Genomic DNA, 19,438 nt, shown 5'->3' with positions numbered 1-19,438 from the left:
AACTGGTGGCAAGAAAAAATTTAGGAGCTTAGTTCAAGCTCTTAGATTCCTGTGTTGAATCAATTATTTAATCTCAAATCTCAAATCGCTCTAGCTGGAAGAAGTTGCGCTATCGCCTGCCAAGTCCGACTGCAATTTACTGCTGTAAAATCGTTGGCTAATCCCTAAAATTACTTGTTTCATTAGCCAATACAAAACAGCAATTACTACAAAAGTGACAGCCATTACTAAAACGGGACGCTTGCCTATCAAATCGTTCATTACTGTGTTAACTAGCGCATCGGGGTTAGTCAGAATGTCCCAAGTGTTGAAGCGGATAAATCGCCCTAAATAAATTCCGATCGCCGAAAGTGCGTGTATAGTTATCTCCGTTGCCAGGATAAATTTACTCCAACCCTGTTGCTTCAAATAGTAACCCAAATTCATCACCGACAGCACGTAAGCCCCAAACCCGGCCAGCATAAACACCAGATACTGCGGGATCAAAGCTAGAGCCACAATCCACACCGAGTTCCCCTCTTTAATCTGGCGAATCAGGTGAATGATATCAGTTAAAACGTAGGGCGCATTGGGTAAAAATGCGATAAACCAGAAAAAGCCGACCCACCACCGGAGAGAGCGAACTCCGCGCTGTCGCAGTACCCAGATGTCTACAGCCATCAATGCGAGTGTAATGGCGATCGCCCCCAAAACGTAAGTTTTGCCCACATCTTGCACTATGTGCTTCAGATAGGCAAAAACAGGGCGCGTACTGAACAAAAAAGTAGCGCCGAGGAGAAAGCCCGTACCCCACAGCAGCCAGCGCGATCGAGGTTTGCGGAACAGCCAAAAACTCAGGCCCAGCGGTACTAAACTCAAAAACAAATTCCAAGACATCCAGCGGACATTGTGTCCCATTGCTTGCAGCGCTTCCAGGATTAATCCCATCATGTCAATTTTTATACACTTAAAGGTTTGATGCAGCACCGCTTCATTCGCAGCTTCAGTCTATTTTAGTCCTTAACTTGTAGGGTGCATCCGCTTATCGCTCCAGACGGCGCGCCTGAAAATTAGGAACTGCTACTACTTGTAGGGTGCGTCAGCTTATGACTCCACGCCCGCGCCTGAAAATCTAAAATCGACTGACGCACCCTACCACTGTGGAGTCAATTCTAAAATCTAAAATCTAAAATCTAAATCTAAAATCTAAAATCTAAAATCTAAAATCGACTGACGCACCCTACTCTTTATACACTTTGTCGATCGGAATCTCAATCTTAAAAGTCGTTCCGCATCCTATGGACGAAATACACTCAATATTGCCCTTGTGCTTTTCCACCACAATCGAGTGCGCGATAGACATTCCCAACCCCGTACCTTTCCCTACAGCTTTTGTAGTAAAAAACGGATTAAAAATTCGATCGACTATCCCCTCGGCAATGCCCGTACCGTTGTCCGAAATTTCCACCCTCACAGTGTTGTGGGGGGTTATGCCAGTGGAAATAGCAATCCGGCCACTCTTTGTCTCTGATAGTGGAACCGACAACTTGTGATATCGTTCTTCAATAGCATCAATTGCATTAGCAATAATATTCATAAACACCTGATTCAGTTGGCTGGCATAGCACTCCACCAGCGGCAGTTTCCCAAACTCCTTAATTACTTCAATTTCCGGGCGGCTGTCGTGACTCTTCAAGCGGTGCTGCAAAATCAACAAAGTGCTTTCAATTCCCGCGTGAATATCGACCGGCTTCATTGCCGATTCGTCCAGTCGCGAGAAATTTCTGAGGGACAATACAATTTGCCGGATGCGCTCGCTTCCTACCTGCATCGAACCCATAACTTTTCTTAAATCCTCAGCCATGAAATCCAGATCTATCTCTTGAATGCGATCGACAATTTTTGAATTTGGTTCGGGATACTCCTGTTCGTAAAGAGTCACCAGATCCAGCAACTCTTTAGTATACTGGTTGAGATAATCAATGTTAGCGTGAATGAAATTAACGGGATTATTAATCTCGTGAGCAATCCCGGCCACTAATTGCCCCAAAGAAGACATTTTTTCAGTTTGAATGAGCTGAGTTTGAGTAGAGCGCAATTCCAGGAGCGCTGACTCTAAATCTCGAGCTTTTTCTCTTTCTCGCGCCTCGCTTTGTCGCAGTGCTTCCTCTGCTTGCTTGCTAGTCGTAATATCCTGGGAAACTCCAATTATTACCTTAGCCTGACCCTCCGCATTTCTACTAAAAATAGTATCGCGACTTTGCAGCCACAACAATTGACCATCTGCTGCCCGTACCCGGTACTCAATTTCCCTAGTTTCGCCATCTTTAATTCCTGCAAAGCTGGCGTGATGTTTCACAATTTTAGGCAAATCTTCGGGGTGTATTAACTGAGGCATCAGGGACGCATCCATCGCTGTAATTTCCTCGCTGGTATAGCCCAAAAGCGCGAGCATTGAAGTATTAGTGTAGATATTTCGCTGTTCTTCCAAGTCGTAGAGATACAAAATACCGGGAGTAGCTGATGCTACTTTTTGAATGAACTGCTGGCTTTCTTGCAAAGCTAACTCAGCTTGTTTGCGATCGGTAACATCAACCGCGATTCCGTCCCAAATAGTATCGCCGTTTTCTTTAGCTTCAGGACGCGAAATTATCTGGAACCATCGAATTTTGCCGGAAGGTAGCACGAACCGTCCTTCCCAGTGCCAAGGTTGCAAAGTTTGGGCTGAAATAGCAACGGATTCGTCATGATTTTGGCGGTCATCGGAATGAATTAAATCTGTTATTAAAGCCGCATTTTGCAGAACAGCTTCTGCTTCTCGCTCAAACATTTCTCGGCAAGCCGGACTAATGTAAGGGAAACTGAAAGAGCTATCGGTACGCAATACAAATTGATAAATTACTCCCGGCACATTACCCGACAGCTTTTGGAATCTTGCCTCGCTTTCCCGTAGTGCTTCCTCTGCTTGTTTGCGCTCCGTAATGTCAGTAATTGAACCAACCATGCGGACTGCTTTTCCAGATACATCCCACAAAGCTTGTCCTCGACTGAGTATCCATTTGTAGGCGCTGTTGTAGCACCAGCAGCGGTATTCGATGATGTAATGCGGCGTTTTTTTGTTTAAATGGTCTTGGAGAGCTTGCATTACTAAGGCTAAATCGTCGGGATGCGTGCCCTTGTTCAATTCGTCGAAGTAATCGAGAATGGGGCTGTGTTCGTCGTATCCGGTGATTTCCTTAAATCTATCGGACAGGAATAGTTCCCCTGTTTGCAAGTTCCAGTCCCAAATGCCGTCGTTGTTGCCTTTGAGTGCTAACTGCCAGCGTTCTTCAGTTTGCATCAATTGAGCAGTTCTCTGTTGGACTCTATTTTCTAATTCTTGATTGAGTTGTTGGAGACTTTCTTCTGCCTGGTTGCGTTCGATCGCAATTCCGGCTAAATTCATGGCTGCTTCTATTAATTGCAGATCAACAATTGGGGGGTGGCACGGTTGGGAATAATACATTCCAAAAGTTCCCAAAACTTGACCCTGAGATGAGAAAATAGGAGTAGACAAGCACGCTCTCAGTCCAAAACTCAAGGCTAAATCTCGATAATTTTCCCACAAAAAATCGCTGGCAATATCTGTAACGATCACCTGTTGGCGGGTAAAGGCAGCAGTGCCGCAGGAGCCTACATCCGGGCCGATGGCTCTGCCATGAATAGCAGCATTGTAACTGTCGGGTAAACTGGGCGCGGCTCCATGCAGTAAATGTTCGCCATCTGGAGCTAGAAGCAATATCGAACCGATGACATCTCTAGATTGCTGTTCGATAATTTCAACTAAGGTATTTAAAGTATCGCCAAGAGGAGCGCCCTTAGCAATCATTTCTAAAATTTGTTTTTGACCGATCAACCAACTTTCAGCTTGCTTGCGCTCCGTAATGTCGCGGGCAACCCACAGAACCGTGTTTTCTTTCATTGGCGAAATGGTAGCGGCAAACCACTTTTGTAAGCTGGCAATTTCCAGGTTATATTCAAAAGTACAGGTTTGATTTGTAGCGAGGGCGGTGCGAATTTGGTCCAGAAAAAATTCTGCCATTTCGGGCTCGAATAAATCGTTAATTTTTTTACCGGCAAATTCCGCCGTCGGCTTGTACAATAATTGGGGATGGGTCGGAGCAACTTTCAGGAACCGTCCCTCAATATCGACCTCGAAAATTACGTCGTTCATGGCAGCGAACAAAGCTCGAAGTTCCGCTTCAGAAGCTTGCAGGGCGATTTCAGCTTGTTTGCGATCGCTAATATCCGTCCCGATACAAAGCACTCCTGCCAAATTTCCCTTCCCATCTAGTAAAGGTTTATTTGTCCACGCTATCCACACCCTTTCTCCATTGCGGCGGATGTTTTCATTTTCGTTTTGCAAGTATTTTTCCGGCTGTGCCAAACAGTCTCGAATGATTGCCGCCAGGCCACTTTCTGATAAATCTGTTTTCGGTATAATTGTGCCGATCGCACTTTTGCCGATGATTTCTGCTTCTGAATACCCGAAAAAAGTTTCAGCACACTCGTTAAAAAAAGTAATCTTGCCTTCACTGTCTAACTGCACAATCATACTGTTAGCATTCTCAACGAGTTGCCGATACTTAGCTTCGCTGGAACGCAGTTTCGCACGGCCGTACACCCAGCTAAAAACCGCCACCCCGCTCAAAAGTGCCAGCAAGCCGCCTCCAAAAAGCAGCCAGCCCCGAAACGGCGAATTCGCAGGCCATCCTCCCGCCGGAATTGCTGCCAACTGCCAGGAACCGTTGGGCAAAGTCACTTCCAGCATCACGGGATTGTGGTGAAAAATTGACCCGTCACCGAAAAACACTCGGCCGGATGCTCCCTTCCCGTCTTGGCCCCGCAGAGAGTATTGCAGCTTCGCTGAGGAGTCGTTGAGTCCTGCTTCCTCAATCAGGGAATTTTTGTCGATGATCAGACCTGTCAAGCCCCAGTAGACTCCTGTTTCGGGCTCGGCACCGGAGGGTGTGAGAAAAATGGGCGATCGACTGATGAACGCCAAGTCCCCCTCCAATAATTTTACGGGCCCGGCAAGCAAAGTTTTTCTGGTGTTGATGACATCTTTGACCATTTGCCTGTGTTCAGGTAGCGCCGTCAAGTCAATGCCGATCGCCGCTTCATTTCCGTCCCGCGGATAAATGTAAGCGATCGTCGTGCCTTTAACTAAAGTTATGGCGCGAATGCCCGGTTGCTGTGCCACCAGAATTCTCGCCGTCGCTGCAAACTCGGCTTCGGTGATATTTGGGTTGTTGGAAAGGTAAGCCACCAAACCCCGCATCAGAAATAGCCGGGAATTTAAAGAGCCTTCTAGCTTAGAACGGACTGTGCTGAGCCGATCGAGGGTGCTAGCGCGGTTGTATTGAAAAAACCGCCGCTGTTCTGATCGATCTAAAATGCCAACTCCGACCAAAATTGCTATTGATGCCGAAATTGCTGCTAAATACGGTGAAATTTGGAATTTTTTCACCTTAAAGTATTCCATCTGCCGGCGGTTAAGGTATATTTTTTACATCTTTAGATAGATTTAGTTTAGTTTGATTTCTGTAGGCAAATGCCAGATTTGCGGCATACCGGGCTTTTCGCAAGCGGGCGCGAGTTTTTTGTGTTCTAGGACGCCCGCCGAACGTCGGCGATGTGTAAGCCTCTAATCATCAATTCTATGGAAAAAGTTTTAAATCTACAATCGACTGACCGAAAGTAATGTGATCATAAGCCCCCGGATTCATTCCTTCACAGGCTCAGGACGGGATCAATCTAAAATCTAAAATCTAAAATCTAAAATTGGTTGACTCCTCCTTGCTCGGGTAGGGCGCGCCATGCTCCCGCACCACACCGGGGGGGGAGCGCGCACCCGAAAGACGGGAGTTATTAGCTAAAATAAGGTTAGCAATAATTTTTTTCAGCGCTACGGCTAATCATTCATAGGGGCAATTTGATGCAAGAACAGTTGATGGAAGCGATCGCACCTTACCGCGATCGCGTAGATTATCTAGAAGTTCGCCTCGAACAAAGCGAGTCAACTGCGATTAGTTTTCGCGGCCCTCAGTTAGATGCTGTCAACCGCAGTTTTAGTCTCGCAGGCGGCATTCGCGCCTGTCACAAAGGCGGCTGGAGTTTTGTAACTTTTAACGGTTTAGCTGAGTTAAAAGACCGCATTGAAGAAGCTGTAGTGCAATCTCGTTTGGTTGGCAGCGAAAAAACTCTACTAGCAGATGTCACCCCGATTCAAGATTATGTAGCGGTGGAATTGGGTCGCGATCCGCGCTCTATTACTTTAGCCGAAAAGCGGAAATTGCTCGAATCTTACAATCAGTTGCTGTTAGATTATGACCCGCGAATTCAGACGACAATGGCAGGTTACAGCGACAGATTTGGGATTACTTATTTTGTGAATTCTCAAGGTACTTGCATCGCTCAAGAGCGCTTGGACGTGACCGGGCGTTTCGGAGCGATCGCCCGCGGCGAGGGCGGTGTTGTCCGCCAAGGGTTTGAGTCGATTCACTCGCGATCGGATTACAATGTCTTGACAAATATTGAAGATCGTGTTAAGAGTGCTGCCGTTCGAGCTGTTGGCCAACTAGAGGCAAAATCGGTGAAAGGCGGTCAGTATCCGGTGATTTTAGACCCTTATTTGTCGGGGGTTTTTATTCACGAAGCTTTCGGGCATTTGTCGGAAGCAGACGGCATTTACGAAAACCCGAAAATGCAGGAATTGTTGACTTTGGGCAAGCCTGTGGCGATCGAACAATTGAATGTAATTGACGACGCAACTGTACCGGGATTGCCGGGAACTTTGAAATACGACGACGAAGGTGTGCCGGCTCAGTGCAAGCATTTAATTAAAAATGGAGTTTTAGCCGCTCGGATGCACAATCGCGAGACTGCGGGCAAAATGGGCGAAAGTCCGACGGGAAATGCCCGGGCTCTGAGCGCTACTTTTATGCCTTTGGTGCGGATGACTAATACTGCGATCGAATCTGGCGAACATTCTTTTGACGAAATGGTTGCCGACATTGACGAAGGAGTTTATGCAGTGCGGATGTTGGGAGGACAAACCAACGGCGAAATGTTTACCTTTGCGGCGGCTCAAGGGTTCATGATTCGCGACGGCAAATTGGCTGAACCGGTGAGCGATGTCACTTTAAGCGGCAATGTATTTCAGACTTTAAAGGATATTGAGTCGATAGGAAACGACTCGGTTTATGCCTACGGGGGTTGCGGTAAAGGCGGCCAGAGTGGTTTACCAGTAAGCGTCGGCGGCCCCCATTTGCGGATTAAAAATGTCGTCGTCGGAGGAAGATAATTATTAGTCATTAGTCATTAATTATTAGTTCAAAACTTACGCAACTGGCAGATGGTGAAGGCGTGCTCGCGCCCTCACGCCTCACCTTAACCAGTCCCGGACACTGACAAATTGACAACTGATTCAAAATCTACTATAGAGGGCTTCAGCTAGGTCGTTCGGTGTTTGGGGGACTTCAGAAATCACAGAGAAATTGGGGAAGTGCGATCGCAATTATAGACTTTACTAGACTTTCCCTTGATTTTTTGTTTAATTCCCCTTAAGTTTCCTTCATCTCTACCCGATTATTCTGCCTAATGGGAATCTCGATCACAAATTCTGCACCCCGCTCTGTTCGCTGTGATAAACACTTCAAATCTCCGCCGTGCTTATCCACCACAATCTGATAGCTAATAGATAATCCCAAACCAGTGCCTTGACCTACAGGTTTAGTTGTGAAGAAAGGACTAAACAGATGCGTTTTTACCTCGCTTGTTATCCCCAGCCCATTGTCTTTAACACTGATTCTTACCCAATCCTGATTCAGCATAGAAGTACGAATCGTAATCATACTAGGCTCGTTTTTAATTTGCTCCGGGCTGCGTTTTTTGTCATAGTAATTCAAGGCATCAATCGCATTGCTCAGCAAATTCATAAATACCTGATTCAACTGACCGACATAACATTCTATTTTCGGCAAATCTCCGTATTCTTGAATAATTTGAATAGGTGGACAATCCGGCTTAGGCTTGAGCCGACTCTGCAAAATGACTATACTGCTGTCGATGCCCTCGTGAATATTAACGGGTTTCATCTCAGCTTCATCAAGCCGCGAGAAGTTTCGCAAAGTCAGCACAATCTGACGGATACGTTCTGCCCCTACTTTCATCGAAGATAGCATTTTAGGCAGATCCTCTCTGATAAATTCCAGCTCTATTTTCTCAATTAAAGCTTCGATTTCAGGGTGATTATGGGCATCGTGCTGTTCGTAAAGGTTGATTAAATCCAATAGCTGCTGAGTATACTCATTAACATAAGTTAAATTGCCATAGATAAAATTAACGGGATTATTAATTTCGTGGGCAACACCAGCAACTAACTGTCCTAAGCTAGACATTTTCTCAGTCTGAATAAGCTGAGATTGGGTACGCTGTAACTTTTGCATTGCGATTTCTAGTTGGATAGCTTTTTCTCGCTCTCGCACTTCCGATTGTCGCAATTTCTCCTCTCTTTCTTGGCGGGAGCGCTCGTTTTCCTTTAGCTGTTGCACATGGGACAATGTTTTGTTAATTGTAATTTCTAAATCCTGAAAATCTATAGGCTTAGTCAAAAAATCAAAGGCCCCACCATTCATTGCCTTTCTAATATTTCCCAAGTCGCCATAAGCAGATATAACTACTGTTTTGACCATAGTAACTAGCTCGTTAAGTTTCGCTAGTAAATCCATACCATCCATGACTGGCATATTAATGTCTGTCAGTACAATATCTATATCCGGCTGTTCTAGCAACTTTGACAGCGCTTCTACGCCATTATGTGCAAAAAAAACTTCGTATTCTCCTGTGCGGATCTTTTTTCTAAATTTTTGGGAAATTAAAGATTCTAAATCGGGTTCGTCATCCACAAATAATATTTTAGCTGGCATATTGCGAACTCTTTCGGTTGTATACGACATTTTTTCTCCTTTGATTAATTATTTGATTAATTAACTTAACCGCATAATATTTATATACTTTAATGTCTATTATAGATTATTGCAGGAGTAATGAAAAGGCTGATTTATACATTTGCCAACCGGACGGCTGTAATAGGCTTTCTTGTTGGGTAGAGGCAAAATTATTAGCTCAACTCAAGTTCAGCCTTAGTTTGTCTGATTGGAATTTCAATCCAAAACTCCGCTCCCTCCCCCACCTCTGAAACACACTTCAATTCGCCCCCATGCTTCTCCACTATAATTTGGTAGCTGATATAGAGACCCAAACCAGTACCCTGACCTACAGGCTTAGTAGTAAAAAAAGGTTCATAAATGCGGTCTTTCACGTCTGCGGTCATTCCCCGCCCATTGTCCCGAATTTGAATGACAACACGGGAGTTTTCCTCTAGCAGAACAGTGCGAATAGTAATAGTGAGTTGAGGAGCGAAGATGTCATCTAGTGACTGTTGTTTATTGTACTCATTCAAAGCATCAATCGCATTAGAAAAAATGTTAACAAACACCTGATTTAGTTCTCCTGCATAGCATTCTACTAAAGGCAGATTGCTGTACTCCTGGATCACTTGAATTTCTGGACGCGCTGTCGTTGTTTGAAGTCGATGAGCCAAAATCAGCAGGCTGCTTTTGATCCCCTCGTGAATATCAACAGACTTTATGTTAGCTTCATCCAGCCTCGAAAAGTTGCGTAAAGACAAAACAATCTTGTGAATACGGTCAACACCACATTTCATCGAAGCCAGGATTTGGGATAAATCTGTTATCATAAATTCTAAATCTAAGGCTTTGATTTCAGCTTCAATCTCAGAACAGGGTGGGTGGTACTGCTGCTGATAGAGATGTAGCAGGTGCAATAGCTTTTGGATATAATCACTGACGTGGCTAATATTGCCATAGATAAAGTTAGCGGGATTGTTAATTTCATGGGCCATCCCCGCAACCAATTGACCCAAAGAAGACATTTTTGCGGTCTGAATTAGTTGAGCTTGGGTCTTTTTTAGCTCTTGCAGACTTTGTTGTAAATCCTGAGCTTGTTCTCTAGCACGGGCTTCTGATTCCCGCAAGCACTGGTTTTCTTTTAAGTGTTGCACGTCACGCAGCGTTTGGTTGATGGTAATTTTTAAATCCTCCAAATCTATCGGCTTGGTTAGAAAGTCAAAGGCACCTAAGTTCATTGCATTTCTAATGTTTTTCAGGTCGCCATAGGCTGATATAACTATTGTTTTGAGGGGTAGGTCTATTTGATTAAGTCTAGATAGTAAAGTCAGACCATCCATTTCAGGCATATTAAGGTCGGTCAATACTATATCGATATCCGGGTGTTCTTTCAATTTTTCCAGCGCTTCTACACCATTATGGGCAAAAAAAAGCTGCCATCCTTCCGTGCGGATATTTTTTCTAAATACCTGGGAAATTAGATATTCTAAATTTTCTTCGTCATCTACAAACAGTATTTTTGCTGACATATTAGTCTTTCAGTTGCTAGTAGAACCCAGAAGGCAGAAGGAAGATGGAGAGGATGGGGAAGGTAGCAATTACCAATTACCAATTATGTTTCATTGTGAATTTACTCCAAATTGATTATTTTATTTTTCAGGGTCTCAAAATTAACAGGCTTAGTAATATAGTCATCAGATCCATAAGATATCGCGGTTTGATAATTTGTCTCATCTCCATAAGCGGTAATCATAAAAACTTTGATATCTGGAAACTTTTGTTTGATAATTCTGAGCAATTCTAGCCCATTCATCCCTGGCATATTAATATCCGACAAAATCAAGACAATAGACGCTTTTTTCGGGTTTTCCAAGTAGTCCAATGCAGTCTTTGCCGACAGGGCAAAATGAAATTCAATTTGCCCTGCTTTGATTTCTTTTCTAAACTTTTGCTTGAACAAAGACTGAATATCTTCCTCGTCGTCTACAACCATTACTTTCATTTTTTAAACTCCTTAACTTCGGCTATTTTTTTCGGCAATGTGATGATAAACTCTGTGTAATTTCCTGCTTCTGTTTCCACTTTGATTTCTCCCCGATGCTGCTGGACGATAATATCGTGACTGATAGAGAGACCTAGACCAGTACCTTCCCCCGCTGGCTTTGTAGTAAAAAAGGGATTGAAAATTTTATCGAAGATATCTGGGTCTATACCTGGGCCGTTATCGCGAATGCGAATTTCAATCGCCGAGCCCAGATTTCTAGTTCTGACATCAAGCTGAGGTGAAAATTCTTCTCCTGTTTCTTGTTTCTTTTTATGGGCTGCATAGCAAGCATTGTTAATAATGTTAAGAAAAACCCTGGAAATGTCTTGTGGCACGACTTCTACTTTGCCAATATCACTATCGTAGTCGCTGGCGATGATCATGTTAAAAGCAGCCTCCTTGGCTCGCATCCCGTGATAGGCTAGATTGACATATTCTTCCAATAAACTATTTATATTTGTGGCTTCCCAATGACCCCTTTGTCCGCGAGAATGCAAAAGCATATTGCCGACAATTCTGTCGGCTCTTTGACCGTGTTGATTGATTTTTTGGAGATTAGCTTTTAGATCGGTTAATAGCTCAGTAATATACTCCCTGCTATCGGGTTCTAAACGTTCTGTTTGATTTTCAATTTCTTGCAAAAGTTCTTCGGTTAATTCAGCAGAAACTTCTGAAAAATTGTTGACAAAGTTTAAGGGATTTCTGATTTCATGGGCAATTCCTGCTGTTAAACTGCCCAGGGAAGCGAGTTTTTCTTGGACGATAATTTGATTTTGCATAGCTCTGAGATTTTCTTCGATTCGCTGGCGCTCTTCAATTTCATTCTGCAATTGCTCCACAGTATGGGTGAGTTCAGATGTACGCTCTTCGACTTTGATTTCTAGTTCCTCATTAGCTTTTTGCAGTGCTTGCTGGGCTTGTTTGCGATCGGTGATATCGCGGACGATCGCCACATATTGTTGCAGATCCTGATTGGAAAGGGAAGCGCCTTGAGAGAATCGGTCGGAGATGGCAACTTCCAGAATACGCGCGCTACGATCATAAAAATTGAAAGTTTGTTCGCTGCGACTGAGCCACTGCTCTGGCTGAACCCCTAATCCGGGTAGTAATTTGTTTAGGTGAGACCCAATTAGCCCACGAGCCTTTATTCCGAAGACGCTTTCAGCAGCGGGATTAGTCTGACGAATGACACCATTTTCATCTAGCACTACAATCGCATCTAGGGCAATGATAAACAGCTGTTCTGCTCCCTCTCGCGCCTCGTCCATTGAGACGACCTGGGGTAAGCTTGTCCAGCAGGCAACTGCCACCCCAATAAAAGCAACTGTCACCAGTAGCACTACGAATAAATTCAAGCCAACAGTAGAGTTAGCATATAATTTGAAGCCAAAAATCCAGCCGACAGAGACGGCGCTCACAATCAGCAAGATCAAAATTACAACCTGAAACGCCACAAAATCTGGCATTTTGCTCTTGCTTGTGTTGCGGTAAAGCCGAATCCACCACGACGGATGGAAAGGGGCAAAAGCAATGCGACTTATCCCTGCCTCCACTGCTAAAACGCCCAGGGGAAAAAACAACCCAATGATAAAGTCTTGCCAGCCCCAAGCCAAGCCTCCCACCACCAGAACCACCGCATCTACTACGAAAAAACCCAGCGACCACCCAGGCCACCGAACTTCAGGCTGATCCCGCCGGAGCCATAGTGAGAGATGGAACATCATCAGGCAGACAACCAAGCCAACATTAGTAATCGCCACAAGGCGAGGTACATTTCCCCAAGCTAGACAGATTAAACTGAGAACCAAAACAAAGACCAGCCCAAATCCAAATACACCCCGGCGGGATACAACTGCGAATGTTGGCGAAATATGCCCATCTACGGCAAGTTGATACAGCATCCGGGGGCAGTTGGAAACTATGGTCGCGCAACTCAGAAGACAGCTTGCGACTACCAGAAAGGTGACAAGGGTGGGAACCCAGGGCCCCCATAATACCTGACAGGCAGCTAATACATTCAAGAACACGTCATCTTTCAGACCAGGAGCAGTAGCCAAGCGCATCAGTACCCAGGAACCTCCTAAAATCACAGGCAGCATCCCTAGTGCGGAAATTTTGAGAAACTGCAAGGTTTTAGTAGGGTTGCGGCTATCCGCTACGAAACTAGCGGCAGAGTCACAGCAGTAGAAGATGTAGGTAGCAAAGTAAAACCATTTAGCCCAGTCAATAAAGGTGAATTCCGGCCAAATGGCGGGGAAAAAGCCGGGACTGTTTGGGGAAAAAGCTAACCAAATTAGACCATGAATGGAAAAAACGGATAGTACGCCGACTGTCGGTAACACGAAAAAGGCGTGCAGAATACTTAAGGCGCGAGTGCCACTGAATGTCAAAATGAAGGGTAGGAGCGTGAAGGTAATATTTAGTAAAGTTTCAGGACAGCTAAAACCTAAACTATTGAGGTTGACTTTGATTAATTGGGTCAGTACGATCGCAGAAATTGGCAGTGTTGATACCCAGCTTAAAAAGTAGCCGATCGCTGCATAGCTTCCCAGACCGGGATAATTTTTCAGCATTCGGGCGGTATAGTTGGGCGTTCCCCCAGCCATGTTTGGGAAATACTCACCGATGCGTTTTACCTGTAGATTGAGCATTATGCCCATCAGGATACCGGGCAACCAGACGAAGATGGCGCTAGGCCCCATCCCTGCTTGGATGGCTGTGGCGATGGTAAACCAATTAGCGAGACCTGTGAGGCCAAAGCCTGATGTTTCGACGGCACTCAGGCTTCGGGGTAGACGCATGAGCTCTCGCCTCTTGAGACTTTCTCCTGGGGAAGGCTGAGCTGGTTCTGAGTGGTAGCCGTTTTCCGGCTGGTGTCGGATGCCTGTCGCCATCAGTTTTACCTATTATTTTGGGGATTTTGCGGTCGCTACCCTGATGTTCAGCTTTATAGCTTTTAACTTTTTCGGTTAAGCATTTTTGCTAGTCTTAAAATTTTGGGAAAGCTACCTTTCCCAGTCAACCATGAAAATCTATCTCAATCCGTCTTCAATATTACCAGGACTTACGCAACTATCACAGCTCAGTGTAAGTAGGTAGGTGGGATTAAACTAAACAATGTAACAGTAGGAAAACATTGCTCAGTCAACCACGCTTAGAGCATTTGCATACTTTACAATCGTTTACATAGTTGCGTCTTACAGCGCCTACCTACTTACCAGCACCAAAAAATTAGACAATAAACATCGAACGGGAAGTTTTAGTTGCTGAATTAAATAACTTAATAGCAACCCAGGTTTAATTTGATATATTATTTGACCATTTTTCTCGGCTAAACTTTTGAGCGCCTACCCACACAAGTTCATGGCAAGCAATATGATTGGTTTGAATTATAGATTGATGGCAGCGCCAAGATTGTCTCTCGGTTAATTGCTTGAGTTCCCGCTTGTAATTCCTCAATTTTCCAACGAATAGCACACACATGAGTGTACGTCTTTCGTGCGCTTATTGAGTTTGTCGTTAGTCGCGACAGTCCACTTGTCAGTGCCCCGGACTGCTTAAAGTGAAGGGTGAGGGCGCGCCCTCATCCTGTGCCAGTAGGGTAAGTCCTGTAGTTCTTCGTAGGGCGCGCCTCGGCGCAGTTTACTACAGATAAAAATAGAAGGAATGCAGTATAACTCCTGTTCTCTTTTCTTCCCTCTTCCTTCTGACTTAATAACTTACGCAAAAAATGGTTCACTGCCCTATTTGTAGAGTCTCTGGGGGCCGAGGCGCACCCTACAGATAAAGTTTGCGCGTCCAGGACTTTTCCCTCTTGTTTCTTTATTTCTTTCTTCTCAATAAAAAATCCCGGTTTCTTCAAGAAACCGGGGCTTTTCCTACCAACTAAGAGAGGAGTCAAAACTTCACAGGTAGCGGTTGCCGGAATTCTGCATTTCTCGCACAACCCTCTAAACCAAACTACAGGCAAATTCTAGTTGCAGCTTCTTTAAAGCTGTCTCATTTCCTCTTCAAGCACCCGAACCAAATCTTGGTTCCCACTGGATCTCGCTACTTCTATGCGGTGCATCAGTTGCTTGTGAATGTTAGCGCGGTGGGTTTCTGCTACTTTTTTTACGTTTTGACGATTTGTGTTCATGGTGGACGTTCCTTATATTAAATTTGGTGTACCTGCTACTTCTCTAATATAGCGCTAAATTCCAAAAAGTATCTAAATTTACAAAAAATTTACAGTTGTTGACCGATCGACAAAACTCCTGTATAAGATTGGTCATAAGTCAATAGCGATATCTTGACAATCAAAAAAAAGGCAGAGCGCTAGAGCTGCAGAAGGCCGAAAGCTAGAGCTGCAGAGGGCAGAAGGCAGAAGTAGAAATTCTCCCCGTCTCACAACATTTACTCAAAACTTAAAACTTGCAGCAGTGCCTCTACCAACTGCTGAAGGTGTGCGAGCTCGTGAGTTGCCATCAGCGAAATCCGAATTCGACTCACGCTTACAGTCGGAGGCCGAATAGCCGGAGCAAAAATACCCATCTCCTTGAGTTTGCTGCCGACTGTTAAAGCGGAGGCTGCATCTTTTAACGGAAGACTGAAAATTGGGGAGAGGGAATTGGTAATTGGTAATTGGTGATTGGTAATCGCCCAATATTTGAAAGTTTCGATATTTTGTCGCAACTGAACTCGGCGTTCTGGTTCTTGCTGTACAATTCTCACAGCTTCCAAAGCAGCCGCCGCGTCAGCAGGCGTCAATGCTGTAGTATAAATCCAACTCGCAGCTCGATTACGCAAAAAATCAATTAAAGCAGCAGAGCCCGCAACGTAACCACCTAAACTTCCCAAAGCTTTGCTGAGTGTCCCCACTTGAATCAGCGGTGTTCCCGTACACCCGAAATGTTCTGCACAACCGGCACCGCTAGCACCGAAAACTCCTGTAGCGTGAGCTTCATCTACTAATACCATGCAGTTAAATGTTGCTGCCACAGTTAACAACTGCGGTAGGGGACACAAGTCCCCATCCATGCTAAAGACGCTATCGGTAATAATTAAACACTTGCGGTATCTGGCGCGATTTTGCTCTAACTTGGCCTTTAAATCCTCAAGATTGCAGTGACTGTACTCTAGGGCAGTTGCACCGCTGAGTGTGGCTCCGTTTTTCAGGCTCGAATGGTTGTACTTGTCAGATAATATCAAATCGCGCTTGCCGACAACGGATGCGATCGCCCCTAGATTCGCCAAATATCCCGAACTGAATACCAAAGCATCTTCAGTTTGTTTTAAATTAGCAATAGCTTGTTCTAGCTGTCGGTGCAAATCGCGGTGTCCGCTGACCAACCTCGAACCCGTCGCACCCGTACCAAATTCCTTAGTTGCAGCCATAGCAGCTTGAATTAACCTGTCATCGCCGGCAAGTCCCAGATAATCGTTGCTGGCAAAGTTAATCAGCCTGTGGCCTGCTAACTTTACCACAGACCCGGGGCAACTATCGATCGATTGTGGCGATCGATACCAATGGGCACGGCGAACTGTGTCCAGGGATTTCTCTATCCAAGCGTAAGGGTCTGCGTTCATATTGGAAAGCGATCGGGTAATACGTTATATTAGCTGGTGATCAGTTCCTCCGCATCACATAAGCATATGCCACTCACTAAAAAATACAGATTAGTCACCCGCAGCGATTTTGACGGTCTTGTCTGTGCCGTTTTGCTCAAAGAACTCGATATGATCGACGAGATTAAATTCGTGCATCCTAAAGATATGCAGGATGGGAAAATCGAAATAACAAATAACGATATTAGCACCAATTTACCCTATGTTGAGGGAGTTCATCTAGCTTTCGATCACCACTTCAGCGAAACTCTCAGACACGAGAAAATCAAAATCAACCACATCATCGATCCCTATGCAGCTTCTGCAGCTAGGGTACTGTACAAATATTATGGAGGCCAAGCAAAGTTTCCTGATATTTCGGAGGCGATGATGGCGGCAGTTGACAAATCAGATTCCGCTCAATTTGCCAAAGAAGAGGTTCTGCATCCGCAAGAATGGGTGCTGTTAAACTTCATAATGGACGCCAGAACCGGCTTGGGAAGGTTTAAAGAATTTACGGTTTCCAATTATCAGTTAATGATGCAGTTAATCGATTACTGCAAAAATCATACCATCGATGAAATTTTGCAGCTTCCTGATGTAAAAGAAAGAGTAGACCTCTACTTCGAGCAAGAAGAAAAATTTAAAGAGCAAATACAGCGATGCGCCCAAGTTTATAATAATTTAGTTGTTTTGGATTTGCGTAACGAAGAGGTGATTTATGCGGGGAATCGTTTTGTAATTTACGCTTTGTTCCCTGAGTGCAATATATCAATTCACGTACTTTGGGGACTGAAACAACAAAATACTGTTTTCGCAGTTGGCAAGTCAATCTTTAACAAAACTTCTAAAACTAATATTGGGGAGTTAATGTTAAAATATGGCGGCGGTGGGCACCAGAATGCCGGAACTTGTCAGATTGAGAACGATAAAGCTAGTCAAGTTTTGAAAGAGTTAATTGCCCAGATAGAGCAAAATAGTTAAATTGGCTTTATCTTTTTTGCAGTCAGGACTTGAGTCTTTGATTATTTTAATTGTCAGCACTAAAGTCCTTACTACAAACGGGGATTGTTAGGACTGATGTCCTTACTGCAAATGGGAGTTTAGTCCTCAAGGTTTTGAGCGGGCGGGTTCTGGGCATTGAGATTTTCTGAACACTTGCCTTTTGCTGGTGGCAAATGGTCTACCAAACCCATATCAAAAGCGATATCCGGCAACTCATCAGCGTTATATTTTCCGGGCTCAAACAATCGCCCGGGAGTAAAACAAGGCTGTTTCAATCGTACCACTTCCCCCGGTGAAAACATTCCCCTAAACATTTTGCGTTCGAGTCCCATAATTTCCGCTCCTAAAACAATTCTCGCATTAATTTTAGCAATTTTTGAGCGGCAGCTTCCCAATTAAATAAATCCGCCGTCTCTCTAGCTTTTTGAGCTACCTGAAAACGCATCGGGTCTTCAACACTTTTTCGCAACTGTTCGCGAACAGACTGAACATTTGGTTCTGCCCACTGAGGAGCATTTCTGATTTCTAGATACTGAGTATCGTAACACTTTCCGACGGGGATTAGATCGTAAGCAATGGGATAGCAGTTATCAGCATTGGCGTACTCAGTCGGGCCGCCGTACATAGTCATCGCGACGGGCAAACCTGCTGCAAAGGCATCCAAAATTTTAATCGCAAAACCCTCCCCGCGAAAGGGAGCTAAAAAAGCATCGGCTGACAAGTATAAATCAGCTAGTTCGGTTTTATTATAAAATTTAGGGATTATCATAATTTTTGCCTTTAACTTGCCGAGCTGCTTTTCGATATTGGCGAGATGTTTTACTATAACATCTGAATTTTTGCCTCCATCTTTGATTATTAACTCTACGTTAGAATCATCTTTAAACTCTTCCCAAAAAGCTTGAACGGCCAGATCCGTGCCAAATCTATAGAAATCAAAAGAATTGGTCATGTGTAGAATATGTTTTACATCTTTTGGTTTTTTTGGGGAGCTGGGAAAATAGAGTTGCGAGATTAAAGGATTGAAACCTAGAGGCATGACTGATACGTTTGCCGCCGGACAGCCAGCTTTTATTAAAACGTTTTTAGAATATTGGCTGACTGCTAGTTTGTGGGATGAAGTGTTAACAGCATCGTAAATCCAGTAATCATAATCATCATGGTTTTTGGCGAATTCATAATTGATAGCAAAAAGTTCTAAGTTGAGATGTCCGTTGAGTTCTTTTAAAAAATAAGGTTTCCAGTAATGAGACCATTTGATCTGAAATAAATCTGAGGGTGTGCTGTTCATCCACTTCTCTAGCAGGTCGTTTTCTTCTGCTGTGAAATTGCGGCTGAGATGAGAGGCTATTGTTGAAGGTTCGACCGAAATAGGAATTCCCATTTGGTCTAAAGTTTTCGCCAGGGAGAGGGTAATGTCGGTGAAGGAGTTAAAGCCTTGAAAGGCAACGTTAAAGTGAACCATATTTATTGGCGGCGTTACTGAACTAAGGTATGATTAGTTCAAAGAGAAATTGACAAAAACAATTAACGAAAAGTCAAAGCCTATGAAATTTCCTGAATGTAAATCAAGACATCTCAATAAAAATTGCCCTAAAAAAGGTAAACAAAATTATCTTTTTGTTGACTGTGGTAGGCAATTCATAGAAGGCTACTAACCCCATAAAGGTTACTCTCAAGAATTTAAGCACGAATGCCTAAAGATGTATGTCAATGGTATGGGTTTTCGAGCAATAGAAAGAAAGAATCCAAGGTGTTTATCATACAACAATAATTAGGGCTTGCCGAAAAAGCCTAAAACCTCGACAGAGAAAGACTTTGAATGGTTTGAACGCTCCGCGTGTGCAAGCTT

At 44.2% G+C, this 19,438-nt stretch carries 12 protein-coding genes and 1 pseudogene; 3 read left to right on the top strand and 10 right to left on the bottom strand.

Annotated elements, in window-relative coordinates; genetic code table 11:
• Positions 1-90 precede the first annotated feature (90 nt).
• Entirely contained in the window at positions 91-930 is an 840-nt protein-coding gene (locus tag QUA74_RS20770; RefSeq protein ID WP_333333051.1) for a DUF1361 domain-containing protein, read from the bottom strand.
• Positions 931-1,219: 289 nt separating this feature from the next.
• Positions 1,220-5,488 carry a PAS domain S-box protein gene (locus QUA74_RS20765; protein ID WP_333333049.1) on the bottom strand — a complete coding sequence of 1,423 codons (4,269 nt, stop codon included), beginning with the start codon at positions 5,486-5,488 and terminating at the stop codon, positions 1,220-1,222.
• Between the two features lie 468 nt (positions 5,489-5,956).
• Here QUA74_RS20765 and QUA74_RS20760 point away from each other — a divergent pair, with 468 nt between their 5' ends.
• Positions 5,957-7,324: a TldD/PmbA family protein gene (locus QUA74_RS20760; RefSeq protein WP_333333047.1), complete on the top strand. Its 1,368-nt coding sequence runs from the start codon at positions 5,957-5,959 to the stop codon at positions 7,322-7,324.
• Positions 7,325-7,583: 259 nt separating this feature from the next.
• Here the strand turns inward: QUA74_RS20760 and QUA74_RS20755 are convergent, their stop codons facing one another.
• The 6 genes from QUA74_RS20755 to bioF form a co-directional block, all read right to left on the bottom strand.
• Complete coding sequence (locus QUA74_RS20755; protein WP_333333092.1) at positions 7,584-8,948, bottom strand: response regulator; 1,365 nt, start codon at positions 8,946-8,948, stop codon at positions 7,584-7,586.
• Between the two features lie 194 nt (positions 8,949-9,142).
• Positions 9,143-10,480, bottom strand: a complete 1,338-nt coding sequence (locus QUA74_RS20750) for a response regulator (RefSeq protein WP_333333045.1) — start codon at positions 10,478-10,480, stop codon at positions 9,143-9,145.
• A gap of 101 nt (positions 10,481-10,581) precedes the next feature.
• On the bottom strand, positions 10,582-10,953 hold the full coding sequence (locus QUA74_RS20745; RefSeq protein ID WP_333333044.1) for a response regulator: 372 nt from the start codon (positions 10,951-10,953) through the stop codon (positions 10,582-10,584).
• Positions 10,950-13,889: an ATP-binding protein gene (locus tag QUA74_RS20740; RefSeq protein WP_333333042.1), complete on the bottom strand. Its 2,940-nt coding sequence runs from the start codon at positions 13,887-13,889 to the stop codon at positions 10,950-10,952. The genes QUA74_RS20745 and QUA74_RS20740 overlap by 4 nt, the downstream gene beginning before the upstream one ends.
• 1,094 nt (positions 13,890-14,983) lie before the next feature.
• Complete coding sequence (gene pirA / locus QUA74_RS20735) at positions 14,984-15,133, bottom strand: arginine synthesis PII-interacting regulator PirA (RefSeq protein ID WP_172185012.1); 150 nt, start codon at positions 15,131-15,133, stop codon at positions 14,984-14,986.
• 257 nt (positions 15,134-15,390) lie between these two features.
• A complete protein-coding gene (gene bioF, locus QUA74_RS20730; RefSeq protein WP_333333040.1) occupies positions 15,391-16,563 on the bottom strand; it encodes an 8-amino-7-oxononanoate synthase in 1,173 nt (390 codons plus the stop codon).
• Positions 16,564-16,629: 66 nt separating this feature from the next.
• On the opposite strand from bioF, the gene QUA74_RS20725 reads away from it, so the two are divergent.
• Positions 16,630-17,565 (top strand): exopolyphosphatase, encoded by a 936-nt coding sequence (locus QUA74_RS20725; RefSeq protein WP_333333038.1) that lies wholly within the window; start codon positions 16,630-16,632, stop codon positions 17,563-17,565.
• Between the two features lie 119 nt (positions 17,566-17,684).
• On the opposite strand, the gene QUA74_RS20720 is transcribed toward QUA74_RS20725, so the two are convergent.
• Entirely contained in the window at positions 17,685-17,918 is a 234-nt protein-coding gene (locus QUA74_RS20720; RefSeq protein ID WP_333333036.1) for a hypothetical protein, read from the bottom strand.
• A gap of 11 nt (positions 17,919-17,929) precedes the next feature.
• Positions 17,930-19,051 carry a glycosyltransferase family 4 protein gene (locus QUA74_RS20715; protein WP_333333034.1) on the bottom strand — a complete coding sequence of 374 codons (1,122 nt, stop codon included), beginning with the start codon at positions 19,049-19,051 and terminating at the stop codon, positions 17,930-17,932.
• A gap of 82 nt (positions 19,052-19,133) precedes the next feature.
• Between QUA74_RS20715 and QUA74_RS20710 the strand changes: the two are divergent.
• Positions 19,134-19,328, top strand: a pseudogene (locus QUA74_RS20710) (IS1/IS1595 family N-terminal zinc-binding domain-containing protein); the annotation flags it as partial.
• Between the last annotated feature and the right edge of the window lie 110 nt (positions 19,329-19,438).

Source organism: Microcoleus sp. LAD1_D3, assembly GCF_036702135.1.
Taxonomy (GTDB): Bacteria; Cyanobacteriota; Cyanobacteriia; order Cyanobacteriales; family Microcoleaceae; genus Microcoleus.
This window is presented reverse-complemented; position numbering and strand designations above follow the sequence as displayed.